Source organism: Parerythrobacter aurantius (genome assembly GCF_045291475.1).
In the GTDB taxonomy this organism is placed as follows: domain Bacteria; phylum Pseudomonadota; class Alphaproteobacteria; order Sphingomonadales; family Sphingomonadaceae; genus Parerythrobacter; species Parerythrobacter aurantius.
In genome coordinates this window covers 1,350,717-1,363,979 of record NZ_CP147985.1, presented here as the reverse complement: position 1 = coordinate 1,363,979, position 13,263 = coordinate 1,350,717, and the positions used below count along the sequence as shown (strand labels likewise).

Genomic DNA, 13,263 nt, shown 5'->3' with positions numbered 1-13,263 from the left:
AGCCTACTCTGTTTTTGCGGGGTTTCTAAGGGGCATGTAGGGGCTAGAACGCAAGCATGAAACAAATGTTCATCTTTGGGCTGGGCTACACGGCCGGGCGCATCGCTGCGGCGCTGGAGCGCGAGGGGTGGCGCGTCGTTTCCACCGGCAGCCGGGGCAGCATCCCTTTCACCGATGGCGCAGCGGTCCGCGAAGCGCTTGCTGCATCGAGCCACGTGCTGTCATCGGTTCCGCCCGGACGCGAGAGCGGGGCCGATCCTGTGCTCGAAACCTATGGCGATGCGCTGGGCCAGGGCTGGCTGGGCTATCTCTCCTCGACCGGCGTCTATGGCGATGCGCAGGGGGCATGGGTGGACGAGGGCACGCCGACCGGCGGCGGTCGCAGCTCGGCGCGGGCGGAGTGCGATGCACTTTGGCTGGAGCGCGGGGCACGGGTGTTCCGCTTGCCGGGCATCTACGGCCCGGGCCGCAGCGCGCTCGACCGGGTGCGGGAAGGCAAGGCGCACCGGATCGACATCCCGGACCAGGTTTTTAGCCGGGTGCATGTGGACGATATTGTCTCCGGCGTTATGGCGGGCCTCAAAGGTCCGCCGGGTGCCTACAACCTCGCCGACGACCTGCCGTGCAGCCAGAACGCGGTGATCGAGGAAGCCTGCCGCCTTTTGGGAACGGCCCCGCCGCCGTTGCAGAGCATGGCAGTAGCCGACCTCTCCCCCATGGCACGCGGCTTCTATGCCGAGAACCGCCGAGTCGCCAACGGCAAAGCGAAACGGGTGCTGGGGTGGGTACCGACGTATCCTGACTATCGCAGCGGGCTTGCGTCGATGCTCTAGTCGGGGTCGTGCCGGAAGCTGCTGGCCTGGTCGACCTTGATGCCCTTCGCCTTGCGCGAGCTCAGCGCGATGACCATGCCGAGCAGCGCCAGCGCCGCCCCGCCGATGGCGAGGCCGCTCCAGCGGTAATCTTCGAACAGGGTCGACAGCAGCATCGCGACGCAAACGGTGACGAGCGAGTTGTAGGCGGTCTTGCCAGCCCCAATCTCGCGCACAAGGTTGTAGTGCAGCGGGAAGGTCACCACCGAACCGATGATGGCGAGGTAGGCGGTCCCGGCCCAGAAATGCCAGTCCTGCGGGAAGGGCGGCGGGCCGTAGGCGAGCCAAGCGAAGATCGCATCGGCGATCACGCCATAGACCATGGCCCAGGCCAGCAGGCTGACCATCGGAAGCTTGCGCCCGACATCGTTGGCCTGCACCACATTGGCGAGCGAGGCCGCGAGGATTCCGCCCACCGTCAGGACGATGCCGAGCGCGACATTGTCGCCCATCGGGGCCGAGCGCCATTCGTGCACCAGCAGCAGCACCACGCCGACGATGGCAACCGCGCTGCCCAGCACGAAGCCGCCCTGCACCCGCTCGCCCAGCACCAGCCGCCCGAAGATGGCGTTGGGCACCATCAGCAGCGCGAACATCACGGCGACGATGCCGGAGGTTATGTGCAGCTCGGCATGATAGACGAACAGGAAGTTGCCGCAGAACTGGGCGATGCCGACGCCCACGGCCAGCAACTGGCCTTGCCGGCCCAACCGCAGGCTCTTGCCCGTCGCCACGGCCAGCAGGAACATCGCCGGGGTCGCCAGCGCGAAGCGATAGAAAACGCCCCACGCCGGCGGCACGCCGTCGATCTGCCCGGTGATCACGAACCAGGTCGAACCCCAGATGATGCCGGTCAGCATGAAGGGTACCAGCACCCGCGGGTGCAGCATCGAAGGCGTATCGTGGTTCACAGTCCGGCGATGGCCTTGCCGAGCGTGCGGGTCGCCTCCGGATCGCTGTCCCATGCGGCCACGAAGCGGGCCGCGTCCACGCCCCAGTCGTAGAACTCGAAGCCCTGAATGCGAAGAGTCTCGCGCTCCGCCGGGGTCAGCCGCATGAAGACCTCGTTAGCCTCGACCGGGTGCATCAGCCGCTCGCCCGCCTCCGCGACGATGGCCTGCGCGGCCGCATTGGCCAGCCTCGCATTCTCCAGCCACAGGTCGCCTTCGAGCATCGCCAGCAATTGCGCGGCCATGAAGCGGCCCTTGCTCTGCAGATGCCCGGCGCGCTTGCGGCGATAGCGCACGACATCGGCCAGCGCGGGATCGAAGAAGACGATCGCCTCCGCGCTCATCCCGCCGTTCTTGACACAGCCGAAGCTGAGCGCCTGCGCCGGTCCGACCGCTTCGTCAGGCGAGCAGCCGAGAAAGGCAACGGCATTGGCGAAGCGCGCCCCGTCTACATGGAACCCGAGCCCGCGCGCCTTCGCCAAAGCGCCAATTGCGGCAAGTTCCTCCGGCCGGTAGGCGCGGCCGTATTCGCTCGCCTGCGTGACCGAGATCGCATGCGGCTGGACCTGGTGGACATCGTCGCGGATCGGGTCGATCACGGCGGCAATGTCTGCGGGAGTCAGCTTCGCGCCCTCCCCCTCGGCCAGCATCAGTTTGGCCCCGTGCAAGTAGAAGCCGGGCGCGCCCGCCTCGTCCATCTCGATATGCGCCTCGCGGTGGCACACGACCCCGCCGTGCGGCTGCACCATCGCCGCGAGCGCGAGGCAGTTGGCGGCCGTGCCCGTCGCCACCCAGAGCACCGCCACCTCGCGCCCGAACAGCGCACCGAATGCCTCGTCGAGCCGCCGCGACAGCGCGTCGCCGTCGTAGGGTGTGTCGACCGCGTCGGCGGCGCGCAGCGCGTCCCACACGCGAGGGTGGACTGTGGCCGCATTGTCGGAGAGAAAGCGCATCGGAACGCCCCTAGCGCGGCCAGCGTTGATGGCAAGAAGGAGCATGACCGTGAGCGAAGCCCGTGCCGAAGTAACCATCCGCCACCACGCCCAAGGCCAAGGCGGCAAATATGTCGCCGAGATCGAAGGCAGCCGTTTCACCGGTACGCTCGAATGGGAACCGGCCGATCGACCTGCCGGCGATGTGCGGATTGCCACCCACACGATCGTGCCGCGCGAGATCGGCGGGCGCGGCATCGCACGGCAATTGGTCGAGCGGCTTGTTGCCGATGCCCGGACGCAGGGCTTCGTGATCGTTCCTCAGTGTTCCTATGTCGCCCGGATGTTCGATCGGCATCCGGAATGGGCAACTCTGCGCGGCCGTGTGTGATTATCCGTCCAGCTGCGAAAAATCCTGTTCGGAAATCGATTCGAGCACGGCGCGCCGCAATTCGCGCGCCCCGGCGACGGGGATGCCTTCGAGAGAGAAGGTTCCCCCCGCCAGCCCGAGATGAAGCGAGGCATAGCCCATCCTGCGTGCCAGCGGCCCCTGCCTGATCTCGACCGACTGCAGCTTCGTACGGCTGGCAATGCGCAAAGCGGGCGATAGCCATCCGTGCCGCCGATAGACCTGCACCTCGTCGATGGCATACCGGTCGCGTCGCCAGAGAAAATACTGCCGCAAGACCAGCCCTGCGCCGAAGGCGGCCGGGATCAGCGCCATGTACCACCGGTCGGCCAGCCCCTCGATCTCCAGCCCCTGCGACAGGAGCAGCAGCGCCGCCGACAGCAGCGTCAGCACCCCGCCGTCGATCAGCATGCTGACATTGCGATAGGCCTGCGTGCGCCGCTGCCAGGCGACGTCCCGGCCAGCCGGACGAAAGCCCGCCGCGCGGATGATGGGCACAAGTTCCTCGTCCTGTGCGAAAGGCGCCACGACATGGCTTGCAGAACCAGCGTCCTTGGCCAGGCTGACGAACTTGAGGCCCGACCAGCCCCAACGGCGACGCACGATCCCGGTAACGATCTCCAGCGCCTGCACGCGGTGCACTGGCATCACCACGTCGGTCCGGGTCAGGAGGCCGCGCCGCCGGCGGAATCCCTTGGCTGTCCTTTCCAGCCGGAAACCCCAGTCGCGCAGCACGGTTCGCACCACACCGGTGACCAGCCCGATGGCGAGCAGCGCGGCAAGGCCGGCCAGCACGCCGAGCACCTGGGCGAGCAGGCCGAGTTCGAGCAACCAGTGCCCGGGACCGGCAATCCAGTCCATGTAGAGATCGGGATCCCAAACCTCGACGTTCCAGAACATCTCGGCATATTGCGCGAGGCCGCCAAGCACGGCGAAGACGGCAAGAGAAAACTCGAACACACCGAATTTCAGCAGGCGCGGCGGGCCCATGGCGAAGAGCAGCTCGGTCTCCTCGCGGACCGGGGCTGCATCGCTTGGCGTCTCGACGGCGGCGTTGCCCTCGCGCCGCTCGCGCACCAGTTCGCGCAGCGTTTCGCCTTCGGACTGCGACAGCCACGACAGCGCCAGTTCGTCCTTGCCGCCCGCCCCGGTCTCGAACCTGACCTGCACCAGCCCCAGCAGCCTCGGCACGAATTTCTGTTCGAGGCTGACATCCTGGATGCGTTCGTAGGGGACCGAGCGCGCCGCGCGCGACAGGACGCCGCTCTCGACCCGGATGTCGTTTGCCCCCACGCTGTAGGTGAAGCGGCGCCATTGTAGCCACGATGGCAGGAACAGCACGGCGATGACCAGAAGCGCGCCGAACGCGAGGCTGCCGGCAAGCCCCGAAAGCTCGCTGTCGATGATGCTGTATCCCCCGAAGGCCAGCGGCACGGCGAGCTGTGGCAGGGCCTGCAGGCCCTTGACCGCGAAGCTGAGCGGATGGGTCCGGCGCGCTTCCGCACCGACGGTTTCCCGCAAGGCTGTCGCCTCACCGTTCACTGCGCTTCGCGCCTGATGCGGGCGCGAATCTCCTCGCGCATGGTTAGAGCTGTGTCGTGCGCAAGGCCGGGCAGGCTGACAGAGGCATTATGGGTGCCGGCCGTGTGCAGCGTGATGGTGGCGAGATCGAAATAGCGTTCCAGCGGCCCGCGATCGACGTCGATGTGCTGGACCCGTCCGAAAGGAACCACCGTGTCCGACCGGAACAGCAGCCCTCGCACCACCCGCAACCGGTCCTGATCGAACGAATAGCCGCGCGCGATGAAGCGGCGATGCGGCATTTGCCACAACAGGACTGCCAGCAGCACGAGCACCGGCACCGCTATCGCGCCCGGCACGAAGGGCAAGGCCGCGTCACCGGCGACCGTGGCAATCGCGCCGACGAGGGCGAAGCCCGCGCCCCTGATCCTGACCACCTTCTCGTAATCGCGGTGGACCCGGGTCAGCGTTCCGTCGATATCCTCGAACGTCTCGGGCACGATCGCCGGCGACCGCGCAACCACATTTTCAAGCGTCCCGGGCGCGGCAAGCGCGCCCCCGTCTTCCCCGTCAGTCATGGTGTATCAATGGTCTAAGACAGTCCGGTTTTCAAGCGGTGCCATGCCACGTTACCGAACCTTAAGGCGAAACCGGTAGGATCGCCCTCATGCTGCCCGTGCTGCTGACCATCGACACCGAGTATTCGGCCGGCCTGTTCGCCGCCGGGATCGCCCGCGATCCCGAGGAAAGCTACCGCCGCTGCGTCGGCTGCGACACGGCGGACGGACCGGCAGGTATCCATTACCAGATGGACGTGTTCGACCGGCACGGCCTGACAGCGACCTTCTTCGTCGATCCCATGCCATCGCTCGTCTGGGGGATCGGCCCCATCGAACGCATCGTGAAGCCGATCCTGGAGCGCGGGCACGATGTGCAGCTGCACCTCCACACCGAATGGCTGGCCCTGGCACCCGACAAACCATGGCCGGGCAAGACAGGGCAGACCCTCGCGGATTTCGGCTACGAGGACCAGCTGTCGCTGCTCGATTACGCGGCTGGACAGCTCATGGCCGCAGGTGCGCCCATGCCTGCGGCGTTCAGGGCCGGAAATTACGGCGCGGACGATGCAACACTGAGAGCGCTGGCGCAGCTCGGCATCCGTTACGACACCAGCCATGCACCTGGCATTCCTTCCTCGGCCTGCCGCATTTCGCTTGGCAGCGAGGACATCGCGCCCGTCATCCATCACGGCACCCTCGAAATTCCCATCGGCCTCATCGGCGGCCCGCGAGGCGGAGCGCGCCACGCCCAGATCACCGCCCTGTCGCACAGCGAACTTGCCGCCGGTGTCCGCCATGCCCGCGAGGCAGACTGGCCCGCCTTCGTGATCGTCTCGCACAGCTTCGAGCTGGTCAACCGACGGCGACAACTCGCCAACCGCATCGTGCAGCGCCGGTTCGAGCGGTTTTGCGAATGGCTGGGAGACGCGGCGCGATGTTCCACCCTGCCCTTCGGCGATCTCGATCCGGACATGCTCCTGCGCCGGACACAGGATGAAGTCCGGCCTCTCGCTCCCCTGCCGCACAGCCTGCCCCGGACCGCGTGGCGGATGGGCGAGCAGGCGCTGGCGAATTACCTGTACGGCTGATGGCCGGCATCGCCTCGCGATCCTTTGGAACCTGGCGCGGCGGATTGCGGCTGGCGCTCAGTTATATCCAGGTCGCCGCAGGTATCGCCGCTGTGCGGGCGCCCGAACCCGTCGCCGTGCGGCGGCTGGTGTTCGTCTGCCACGGCAATATCTGCCGCAGCCCCTTCGGCGAGGAAATAGCCCGGCAAGCGGGATATCGTACGGCATCCTTCGGCCTTTCGACCGCCAGCGGCAAGCCGGCCCATCCCCCTGTTGCGGCGCAGGCGGCGGCCATGGGGCACGATCTTTCGGCGCACCGGTCGACCGCTCTTGCCGATTTTCGTGCCGCCGAAGGGGACTTGCTCGTCGCGATGGAGGTGCGCCACCTTCACCGGCTTGCGGCAGACCCGGTGCTGGGGGCCTTCCCCCGCGTGCTGCTAGGCAGTTACTTGCCAGTTCCGGTGCCGCACTTGCACGATCCCTACATGCTCGCGGAGGAATACCTGCCTACCTGCCTCGGCAGGATCGAGGATGCGGTCAGGCTCCTCTGCCGGTCGTTTCCCGCCGCCGGAACTTCGTGAGGCCGAGCCAGAGGTCGACCAGCAGCGGGCGCGGATCGCGCAGGCTGCCTACGTAATATCTGACACGCGGATCGAAAAAGCCGGCTACGAAAGATGCGAGGGTTCCAAGGCGACGGCGGATCGACCATTCCGGTGTGGTCATGACCGCCAGTGCATGCTTGGCATCGGGGATCAGGAACCGCGCCCGGCGACCGGGATAGCGGACCTGCGGCGCGGCTTCCTGGTCGAGCATTTGGCAGCGGTAGCTTTCCCATGCGAAATGGACCCCGCAATGATGGGCGAGCGGCAGGCTGCCCCAGAACCGCCCGTTGACCTCCATCAGCCAGTATTTGCCCGTCTGCGGGTCGTGGCGGTATTCGACCATCGCCGGGCCCTCCCAGCCGATTTCCTGCAACAGCCGCTCCGACAGTTCGAACTGGGCGGCGTGGTCCGTCACGGGCAGCGACTGGCAGAAGGACGAAACGCCGCCGCTGGGCGGGTATTCACGCAGACGTTCGTGCTGGAACCGAAGCGTGGCCTTGCCGCGGTGCATGTTGAGCATCTGGCCGAACCCGTAGCCCGGGCAGCGATACTGCACCAGCGGCCAGCGGCCGAGAGCATCGTATCGCGCAAGGATGCGCAGCAACGACGGCGCATCGTCGGCATATTCGACCTTTTCGAAGGCGAGGCGATGTGCCTCCAGTAGTGGCAGGACCGTGCCCGGGTCGGCCCACTTGACCGCCACCGGGAAAGCGAGTTCCTGCGCCTTTTCGGCAAAGTCCTCGCCCGCTTGCGGCTGCCACGAGGCCGGCACGTCGATCCCGATGCGGGCGGCAATTTCGAGCGTCTGCGCCTTGTCGAGCACGATCGCCAGCTTGTCGCTGTCGGGGACCAGCAAATTGTGCTCGGGGAGCGATGTCTTGAGTTCCGCCAGCTGCACCAGATCGCTTTCGGAAATCGCGAGAACAGCGCCGATCCGGTGCCGCGTCAGCAGGGCCGGAAGCGACTCCGCGAGCGAGCCTCGTAACAATCCGAATGTCCTGGCCCAACGCGAAAAGCGGGCAAGCGAAGTCGGCTTGCGGCTCAGAACCAGCACATTCAGGCCGTGCATGCCGAGTTCGCGCACGACAGTCAGCCCGATCGGGCTGTCGGCGCCGATGACCGCAACATTGAGAAGGAAATCGGCAGGAATCATAGTCGCCCATCGCGTGCAGGACCCCCTCCATACAGCGATCGACGCTTACGTTTACCCCGCAGGCGGGCATGTCCCGGCCCGGGACGGCCAGGCGCCGTCTGATTGACGGGATGTTTGCGGGAATATGGTGCTGCTGGGGAGGATTGAACTCCCGACCTCACCCTTACCAAGGGTGCGCTCTACCACTGAGCTACAGCAGCGTACCGGAACGAGGCGCGGCCTATTGGCGCGGGTGCCCCGATTGTCAAGCCAAGCTTGAGGTTGGACGGCAATAAGGCCAAAGCATTTCGCATGAATGAAGCCCCGCACAAGAATATGTCGCGCGAGGAGCGCCTCGCGGCCAAATTGCGCGAGAACCTCCGCCGGAGGAAGGCGCAGGCGCGGGAAATGGGCGCCTCGGACCGCGAATCGGGCGAAAGCGGGGTTTCCAACGGAGGCGAGCGCGGCTAACGCGGCGTGCTCCTGATCCGCTGAGGAGCGAACTCTTGCCCACCCTCATTCTTGTCCGCCACGGCCAAAGCCAATGGAACCTCGAAAACCGGTTCACCGGTTGGTGGGATGTAGATCTGACGTCGCAAGGCGAGGCCGAGGCGCGCGCTGCCGGTGATCTACTGCGCGAAAAGGGCCTTCTGCCGACCGCGGCCTTCACCTCGCTCCAGACCCGCGCCATCAAGACGCTCCATTTCGCGCTGGAGCATTGCGGCCGCCTGTGGATCCCGGAAACCAAGGACTGGCGGCTCAACGAGCGGCATTATGGGGGTCTGACCGGGCTCGACAAGCAGGAGACCCGCGAGCGCCATGGCGACGAGCAGGTCCATATCTGGCGCCGCAGCTTCGATGTGCCGCCACCGGTGTTGGAGGCAGGCAGCGAGTACGATCTCGCCAGCGACCCGCGTTATGCCGGCATCGCGATACCCTCGACCGAGAGCCTCAAGCTGACCATCGAGCGCGTGCTGCCCTATTGGGAAAGCGCGATCCTGCCGGTGCTCGCCAGCGGCGAGACGGTGATTATCAGCGCCCACGGCAATTCGCTACGGGCGCTGGTCAAGCATCTCTCCGGCATATCGGACGACGAGATCACCGAGCTCGAGATTCCCACCGGCCAGCCGATCGTCTACGACTTCGACGAGGCGATGCAGCCTGGCGAACGCCGTTACCTGAAGGACATGTGAGGATGGCAGCGGCACCGATCGCGATCATCATGGGCAGCCAGTCCGACTGGCCGACCATGCACTGCGCCGCCAAGGTGCTGGACGAACTGGGCGTCGCCTATGACGCGCGGATCGTTTCGGCCCACCGCACGCCGGACCGGATGGCGGATTTCGCCAAGGGCGCGGAAGCCGAGGGGTTCAAGGTCATTATCGCGGGCGCGGGCGGCGCGGCGCACCTGCCCGGCATGGTCGCGGCGATGACCCACCTTCCCGTGCTGGGCGTACCGGTGCAGTCGAAGGCATTGAGCGGCATGGATAGCCTGCTTTCGATCGTGCAGATGCCCGCTGGCGTCCCCACGGGCACGCTGGCGATTGGCGAGGCCGGGGCCACCAACGCCGGGCTGCTCGCCGCGAGTATCCTCGCCACGTCCGACCCGGCCCTGACCGAACGGCTCAAGGCCTGGCGCGCCGCGCGAACCGAGGCGGTGGCGGAGAAGCCCGAGTAACATGATCAAACCGGGGGGCACGATCGGGATCCTGGGCGGCGGCCAGCTCGGCCGGATGATGGCGATTGCCGCCGCACAGATTGGCTATCGCTGCATTGCCTACACGCCCGAGAAGGACCATGTCGTTGGGGACGTGTGCCATGATGTCTTCGTCAATCGATGGGAAGACACATTGGCCATGGCCGCCTTCGCGCAGAAATGCGACGTGGTGACGTGGGAGTTCGAAAACGTCCCCGCCGCCGCGCTCGGCCCGATCGAGGCGCTGCTCGCGCCGCACCCGCGCGCACTGGAAACGGCGCAGGACCGGCTCAACGAGAAGCGGTTCGTCGAGCGGCTGGGAGGGCGCGCGGCGCCGTTCGTCGCGGTCTCCTCGCGCCAGGAGCTGATGGACGCGCTGGAGCGGATCGGCACGCCGGGCATCCTCAAGACCTGCCGCGAAGGCTATGACGGCAAGGGCCAGTGGCGCATTGCCACTTCGCGCGATGCCGAGGGGATTTCGCTGCCCGATGCGCCTTGCGTCTATGAAGGCATGGTCCGGTTCGAGGCGGAATTTTCCGTCATCCTCGCCCGCACTGCCAAAGGCGAGAAGGCGTTCTGGGACAGCACCGCCAATGTCCATGTCGGCGGCATTCTGCACACCTCCACCCTCCCCGCCGGCGATGCGGTGGAGCGGCATCTGGGCGAAGCGCGCCGGCTGGCGGGCGAAGTCGCCGATGCGCTCGGCTATGTCGGCGTGCTGACGCTGGAGTTCTTCGCCACACCCCAGGGTCCCGTCTTCAACGAGATGGCCCCGCGGGTGCATAATTCGGGCCACTGGACCATCGAGGGCGCGGCGACGAGCCAGTTCGAGAACCACATCCGCGCCATCTGCGGCCTGCCTTTAGGCGATACCCGCACCGTCAGCCCCGGCGTGGTGATGACCAACATCGTCGGCAGGGACGCGGACAATGCCGCGCGCTGGCTCGACGATCCGGCGACCCACCTGCACCTCTACGGCAAGGCCAAGGCGCGCGACGGGCGCAAGATGGGCCATGCGACGCAGCTGGTGTGGGGCGCTTGATGTGGCGGGATTGCTGTCGCCCTTCATGATCTACGCTCGCGCCGCGAATGGCGTCATCGGCAGGGACGGGACGATCCCTTGGCATATCCCCGCCGACCTCAGGCGGTTCAAGGCGCTCACCATGGGCCATGCCATGATCATGGGGCGCAAGACCTTCGAGAGTTTCCCAAGGCCCCTGCCCGGCCGCCGCCATATCGTGCTGACCCGGGCAAGGGGCTGGCAGGCGGAGGGTGCGGAAGTCGTTCACTCCAAGGCCGAAGCGCTGGCTCTCGCAGGCGAAGACCCCGTCGCCATCATCGGCGGGGCGGAAGTCTATCGCCTGTTCGAAGGCGAGGCGGCCCGCATCGAGATGACCCAGGTCCATGCGGACTACGACGGCGACACTTTCATGGACGCGCCCGGCAGCGAGTGGTGCGAGGTGGCGCGCGAGGATCATCCCGCGACCGATACGCTTCCCGCCTATTCCTACATCACCTATGAGCGTCGCTGATGCGCTGGCTCGATCACCGGAATTCCGTTCCTGAACCCTTGCGTGGTGCGATTATCGCGCTCGGCAATTTCGACGGCTTTCACCGCGGCCACCAGGCAGTGGCGGGAGAGGCGATCCGTTGGGCCCATGCCGAAGGTCGGCCGAGCATCATCGCCACCTTCGACCCGCATCCGGTGCGCTTCTTCCGGCCCGACACCCCGCCGTTCCGGCTGACCACTTTGGAACAGCGGCACGAACTCTACCTCGCCGCCGGGGCGACTGCGATGCTGGTGTTCCATTTCGACAGGGAGCTGGCGAGCACCAGCGCCGAGGATTTCATCGCGCAGATCCTGCTCGACCGGTTCGGCGCGCACGGCGTGGTGACGGGCGGCGATTTCACCTTCGGCCAAGGGGCCAGGGGCAATGTCGAACTGCTCGAAAGCTTCGGCGGCACGCATGGCCTTGAAAGCCGCGTGGTCGAAGCCGTCAGCGATGGCGAGGTCATCTCCTCCAGCCGCATCCGCCAGGCCCTGCGCGACGGCGACTGCGAGACGGCGACGCGCCTGCTGACCCGGCCCTTCGCCATCAGGGGCGTAGTGGAGCACGGCGACAAACGCGGGCGCACCATCGGCTATCCCACCGCCAATCTCAGCATCGAGAGCTATCTGCGCCCGCGCTACGGTATCTATGCAGTGACGGGACGCATCCTCGCAACCGGACAAATACTGAAGGGCGCGGCGAATATCGGCATTCGCCCCCAATTCGAGCCGCCGAAGGAATTGCTCGAACCCTATTTCTTCGATTTCAAAGGCGATCTATACGGGCAGGAAATAGAAGTCGCATTTTATCATTTCCTGCGGTCCGAGGCCAAATTCGACACGCTCGAAGCGCTCGTCGAACAGATGGAGGCGGATTGCGCCCGGGCTAAGGAACTGCTTGCGTGAATTCATGGCTGAGGGTCGCCGGCATGGGACTGGCGATTGCGTTCCTGGCCTACACGGTGGTCAATGCCAGCTGGCTTGCAGCAAAGCCATCGGGCGTGCCCATGCTGGTGGCGCACCGCGGGATCGGCCAGCTTTCCTACGCCAGCGGCAAGGCGGCGAACGACTGCAGCGCCCGCGGCATCGACGAGCCCTATCACCTCCTGATCGACAACACGGTCGACGCGGCACGGCGGGCGGTGCAACTGGGCGCGCATCTGGTTTCGCTCGACGTCACGAAGTCGCGCGACGACGAGATCGTGTTCTTTGCCGATGCGGCGCTCGATTGCCGGACCGACGGCACAGGGCCGGTGCGCGGCAAGACGCTAACGGAGCTCAAGGCGCTCGACATGGGGTACGGCTACACGGCGAACGGTCTGAGTTTCCCGTTGCGCGGTCGCGGCACAGGCAAGATGGCGACGCTGGCGGAAATGCATGCCTTCACCCCGCGCCGTACCCGCATCCTGTACCGGTTCACTGCCGACGAGGCGGGCGATGCGGACCTGCTTGCCAAGCGGCTGAGGGAGGCCGGGCGCGATCCTGTGGAGGCGCGCGATGCCTTTTACGGCGAGCCCGCAGCCGTCGCCCGCATCCGCCAACTCTTCCCCAAGGCCTGGGCCTGGACACGGGAGGAGGCCTGGCAATGCACCAGCGACTATCGCCTGACCGGGTGGACGGGGTTTCTGCCCGAAAGCTGCAAGGGCAAGACCATGCTGGTGCCGCTCGACAGCCAGTGGACCCTATGGGGCTGGCCCAACCGGCTCATCCAGCGGATGGAGGAACACGGCGGCAAGATCGTGGTGGTCGAATCCTACGACGAGGGGGCACCGCTGCGTGGCCTGACCCTGCCCGAGCAGCTGGGCGATATCCCGCGCAGCTTCAACGGCTTCATCCTGGTCGAGGACGGCTTCACCGTGATACCCGCGCGGGTGCCCCGGTTCGACAACCGTCGGCAGCAGGAAGTCGACGCGGCAGAGGCTGCCCTGGAACGGCGCCGCGCGCTATAGCGGTGCGGGCGCGAACTCGCCCTT

The 13,263-nt window shown here is 66.4% G+C and carries 16 protein-coding genes and 1 tRNA gene; 11 read left to right on the top strand and 6 right to left on the bottom strand.

The window, feature by feature from the left end; all coding sequences use genetic code 11:
• Positions 1–56 precede the first annotated feature (56 nt).
• Positions 57–833, top strand: coding sequence for an SDR family NAD(P)-dependent oxidoreductase (locus WAB17_RS06745; RefSeq protein WP_435419244.1), 777 nt, complete (start codon positions 57–59; stop codon positions 831–833).
• Here the strand turns inward: WAB17_RS06745 and WAB17_RS06740 are convergent.
• Positions 830–1,783 carry a DMT family transporter gene (locus WAB17_RS06740; protein ID WP_435419243.1) on the bottom strand — a complete coding sequence of 318 codons (954 nt, stop codon included), beginning with the start codon at positions 1,781–1,783 and terminating at the stop codon, positions 830–832. The genes WAB17_RS06745 and WAB17_RS06740 overlap by 4 nt on opposite strands.
• Positions 1,780–2,775, bottom strand: a complete 996-nt coding sequence (locus WAB17_RS06735) for a threonine aldolase family protein (RefSeq protein WP_435419242.1) — start codon at positions 2,773–2,775, stop codon at positions 1,780–1,782. The genes WAB17_RS06740 and WAB17_RS06735 overlap by 4 nt, the downstream gene beginning before the upstream one ends.
• Positions 2,776–2,824: 49 nt before the next feature.
• Here WAB17_RS06735 and WAB17_RS06730 point away from each other — a divergent pair, with 49 nt between their 5' ends.
• On the top strand, positions 2,825–3,145 hold the full coding sequence (locus WAB17_RS06730; protein WP_435419241.1) for a GNAT family N-acetyltransferase: 321 nt from the start codon (positions 2,825–2,827) through the stop codon (positions 3,143–3,145).
• Here the strand turns inward: WAB17_RS06730 and WAB17_RS06725 are convergent, their stop codons facing one another.
• Together WAB17_RS06725 and WAB17_RS06720 are read right to left on the bottom strand one after the other, a co-directional pair.
• Positions 3,146–4,684, bottom strand: a complete 1,539-nt coding sequence (locus tag WAB17_RS06725) for a PH domain-containing protein (protein ID WP_435419240.1) — start codon at positions 4,682–4,684, stop codon at positions 3,146–3,148.
• Between the two features lie 17 nt (positions 4,685–4,701).
• Positions 4,702–5,262 (bottom strand): PH domain-containing protein, encoded by a 561-nt coding sequence (locus WAB17_RS06720; RefSeq protein ID WP_435419239.1) that lies wholly within the window; start codon positions 5,260–5,262, stop codon positions 4,702–4,704.
• A gap of 89 nt (positions 5,263–5,351) precedes the next feature.
• Here WAB17_RS06720 and WAB17_RS06715 point away from each other — a divergent pair, with 89 nt between their 5' ends.
• Both WAB17_RS06715 and WAB17_RS06710 read left to right on the top strand, forming a co-directional pair.
• Entirely contained in the window at positions 5,352–6,332 is a 981-nt protein-coding gene (locus WAB17_RS06715) for a polysaccharide deacetylase family protein (RefSeq protein ID WP_435419238.1), read from the top strand.
• The gene (locus WAB17_RS06710; RefSeq protein ID WP_435419237.1) at positions 6,332–6,892 is read left to right on the top strand and encodes a phosphotyrosine protein phosphatase; all 561 of its coding nucleotides are present in this window, start codon (positions 6,332–6,334) and stop codon (positions 6,890–6,892) included. Before WAB17_RS06715 ends, WAB17_RS06710 begins: the two co-directional genes overlap by 1 nt.
• On the opposite strand, the gene WAB17_RS06705 is transcribed toward WAB17_RS06710, so the two are convergent.
• Both WAB17_RS06705 and WAB17_RS06700 read right to left on the bottom strand, forming a co-directional pair.
• Positions 6,849–8,066 carry a carboxylate--amine ligase gene (locus WAB17_RS06705; RefSeq protein WP_435419236.1) on the bottom strand — a complete coding sequence of 406 codons (1,218 nt, stop codon included), beginning with the start codon at positions 8,064–8,066 and terminating at the stop codon, positions 6,849–6,851. The genes WAB17_RS06710 and WAB17_RS06705 overlap by 44 nt on opposite strands.
• Positions 8,067–8,191: 125 nt before the next feature.
• Positions 8,192–8,266, bottom strand: a tRNA-Thr gene (locus WAB17_RS06700).
• Positions 8,267–8,357: 91 nt separating this feature from the next.
• On the opposite strand from WAB17_RS06700, the gene WAB17_RS06695 reads away from it, so the two are divergent.
• From WAB17_RS06695 to WAB17_RS06665, 7 genes are read left to right on the top strand one after another with little or no spacing between them, the layout of a single operon-like run.
• The gene (locus WAB17_RS06695; RefSeq protein WP_435419235.1) at positions 8,358–8,516 is read left to right on the top strand and encodes a hypothetical protein; all 159 of its coding nucleotides are present in this window, start codon (positions 8,358–8,360) and stop codon (positions 8,514–8,516) included.
• Positions 8,517–8,551: 35 nt separating this feature from the next.
• Positions 8,552–9,238 (top strand): 2,3-diphosphoglycerate-dependent phosphoglycerate mutase, encoded by a 687-nt coding sequence (gene gpmA / locus WAB17_RS06690; protein WP_435419234.1) that lies wholly within the window; start codon positions 8,552–8,554, stop codon positions 9,236–9,238.
• A 2-nt stretch (positions 9,239–9,240) separates the two neighbouring features.
• Positions 9,241–9,723 carry a 5-(carboxyamino)imidazole ribonucleotide mutase gene (gene purE / locus WAB17_RS06685; protein WP_435419233.1) on the top strand — a complete coding sequence of 161 codons (483 nt, stop codon included), beginning with the start codon at positions 9,241–9,243 and terminating at the stop codon, positions 9,721–9,723.
• A 1-nt stretch (position 9,724) separates the two neighbouring features.
• Entirely contained in the window at positions 9,725–10,783 is a 1,059-nt protein-coding gene (locus WAB17_RS06680; RefSeq protein WP_435419232.1) for a 5-(carboxyamino)imidazole ribonucleotide synthase, read from the top strand.
• 25 nt (positions 10,784–10,808) lie between these two features.
• Positions 10,809–11,273 (top strand): dihydrofolate reductase, encoded by a 465-nt coding sequence (locus tag WAB17_RS06675; RefSeq protein ID WP_435419231.1) that lies wholly within the window; start codon positions 10,809–10,811, stop codon positions 11,271–11,273.
• A complete protein-coding gene (locus tag WAB17_RS06670) occupies positions 11,273–12,196 on the top strand; it encodes a bifunctional riboflavin kinase/FAD synthetase (protein WP_435419230.1) in 924 nt (307 codons plus the stop codon). Before WAB17_RS06675 ends, WAB17_RS06670 begins: the two co-directional genes overlap by 1 nt.
• Positions 12,193–13,239 (top strand): glycerophosphodiester phosphodiesterase family protein, encoded by a 1,047-nt coding sequence (locus WAB17_RS06665; protein WP_435419229.1) that lies wholly within the window; start codon positions 12,193–12,195, stop codon positions 13,237–13,239. Before WAB17_RS06670 ends, WAB17_RS06665 begins: the two co-directional genes overlap by 4 nt.
• Positions 13,240–13,263 lie beyond the last annotated feature (24 nt).

Coding starts and splice junctions, on each gene's coding strand:
- WAB17_RS06745 (WP_435419244.1), top strand. CDS start 57: ATGAAACAAATGTTCATCTTTGGGCTGGGCTACACGGCCGGGCGCATC.
- WAB17_RS06735 (WP_435419242.1), bottom strand. CDS start 2,775: ATGCGCTTTCTCTCCGACAATGCGGCCACAGTCCACCCTCGCGTGTGG.
- WAB17_RS06720 (WP_435419239.1), bottom strand. CDS start 5,262: ATGACTGACGGGGAAGACGGGGGCGCGCTTGCCGCGCCCGGGACGCTT.
- WAB17_RS06715 (WP_435419238.1), top strand. CDS start 5,352: ATGCTGCCCGTGCTGCTGACCATCGACACCGAGTATTCGGCCGGCCTG.
- WAB17_RS06710 (WP_435419237.1), top strand. CDS start 6,332: ATGGCCGGCATCGCCTCGCGATCCTTTGGAACCTGGCGCGGCGGATTG.
- WAB17_RS06705 (WP_435419236.1), bottom strand. CDS start 8,066: ATGATTCCTGCCGATTTCCTTCTCAATGTTGCGGTCATCGGCGCCGAC.
- WAB17_RS06695 (WP_435419235.1), top strand. CDS start 8,358: ATGAATGAAGCCCCGCACAAGAATATGTCGCGCGAGGAGCGCCTCGCG.
- purE (WP_435419233.1), top strand. CDS start 9,241: ATGGCAGCGGCACCGATCGCGATCATCATGGGCAGCCAGTCCGACTGG.
- WAB17_RS06680 (WP_435419232.1), top strand. CDS start 9,725: ATGATCAAACCGGGGGGCACGATCGGGATCCTGGGCGGCGGCCAGCTC.
- WAB17_RS06675 (WP_435419231.1), top strand. CDS start 10,809: ATGATCTACGCTCGCGCCGCGAATGGCGTCATCGGCAGGGACGGGACG.
- WAB17_RS06670 (WP_435419230.1), top strand. CDS start 11,273: ATGCGCTGGCTCGATCACCGGAATTCCGTTCCTGAACCCTTGCGTGGT.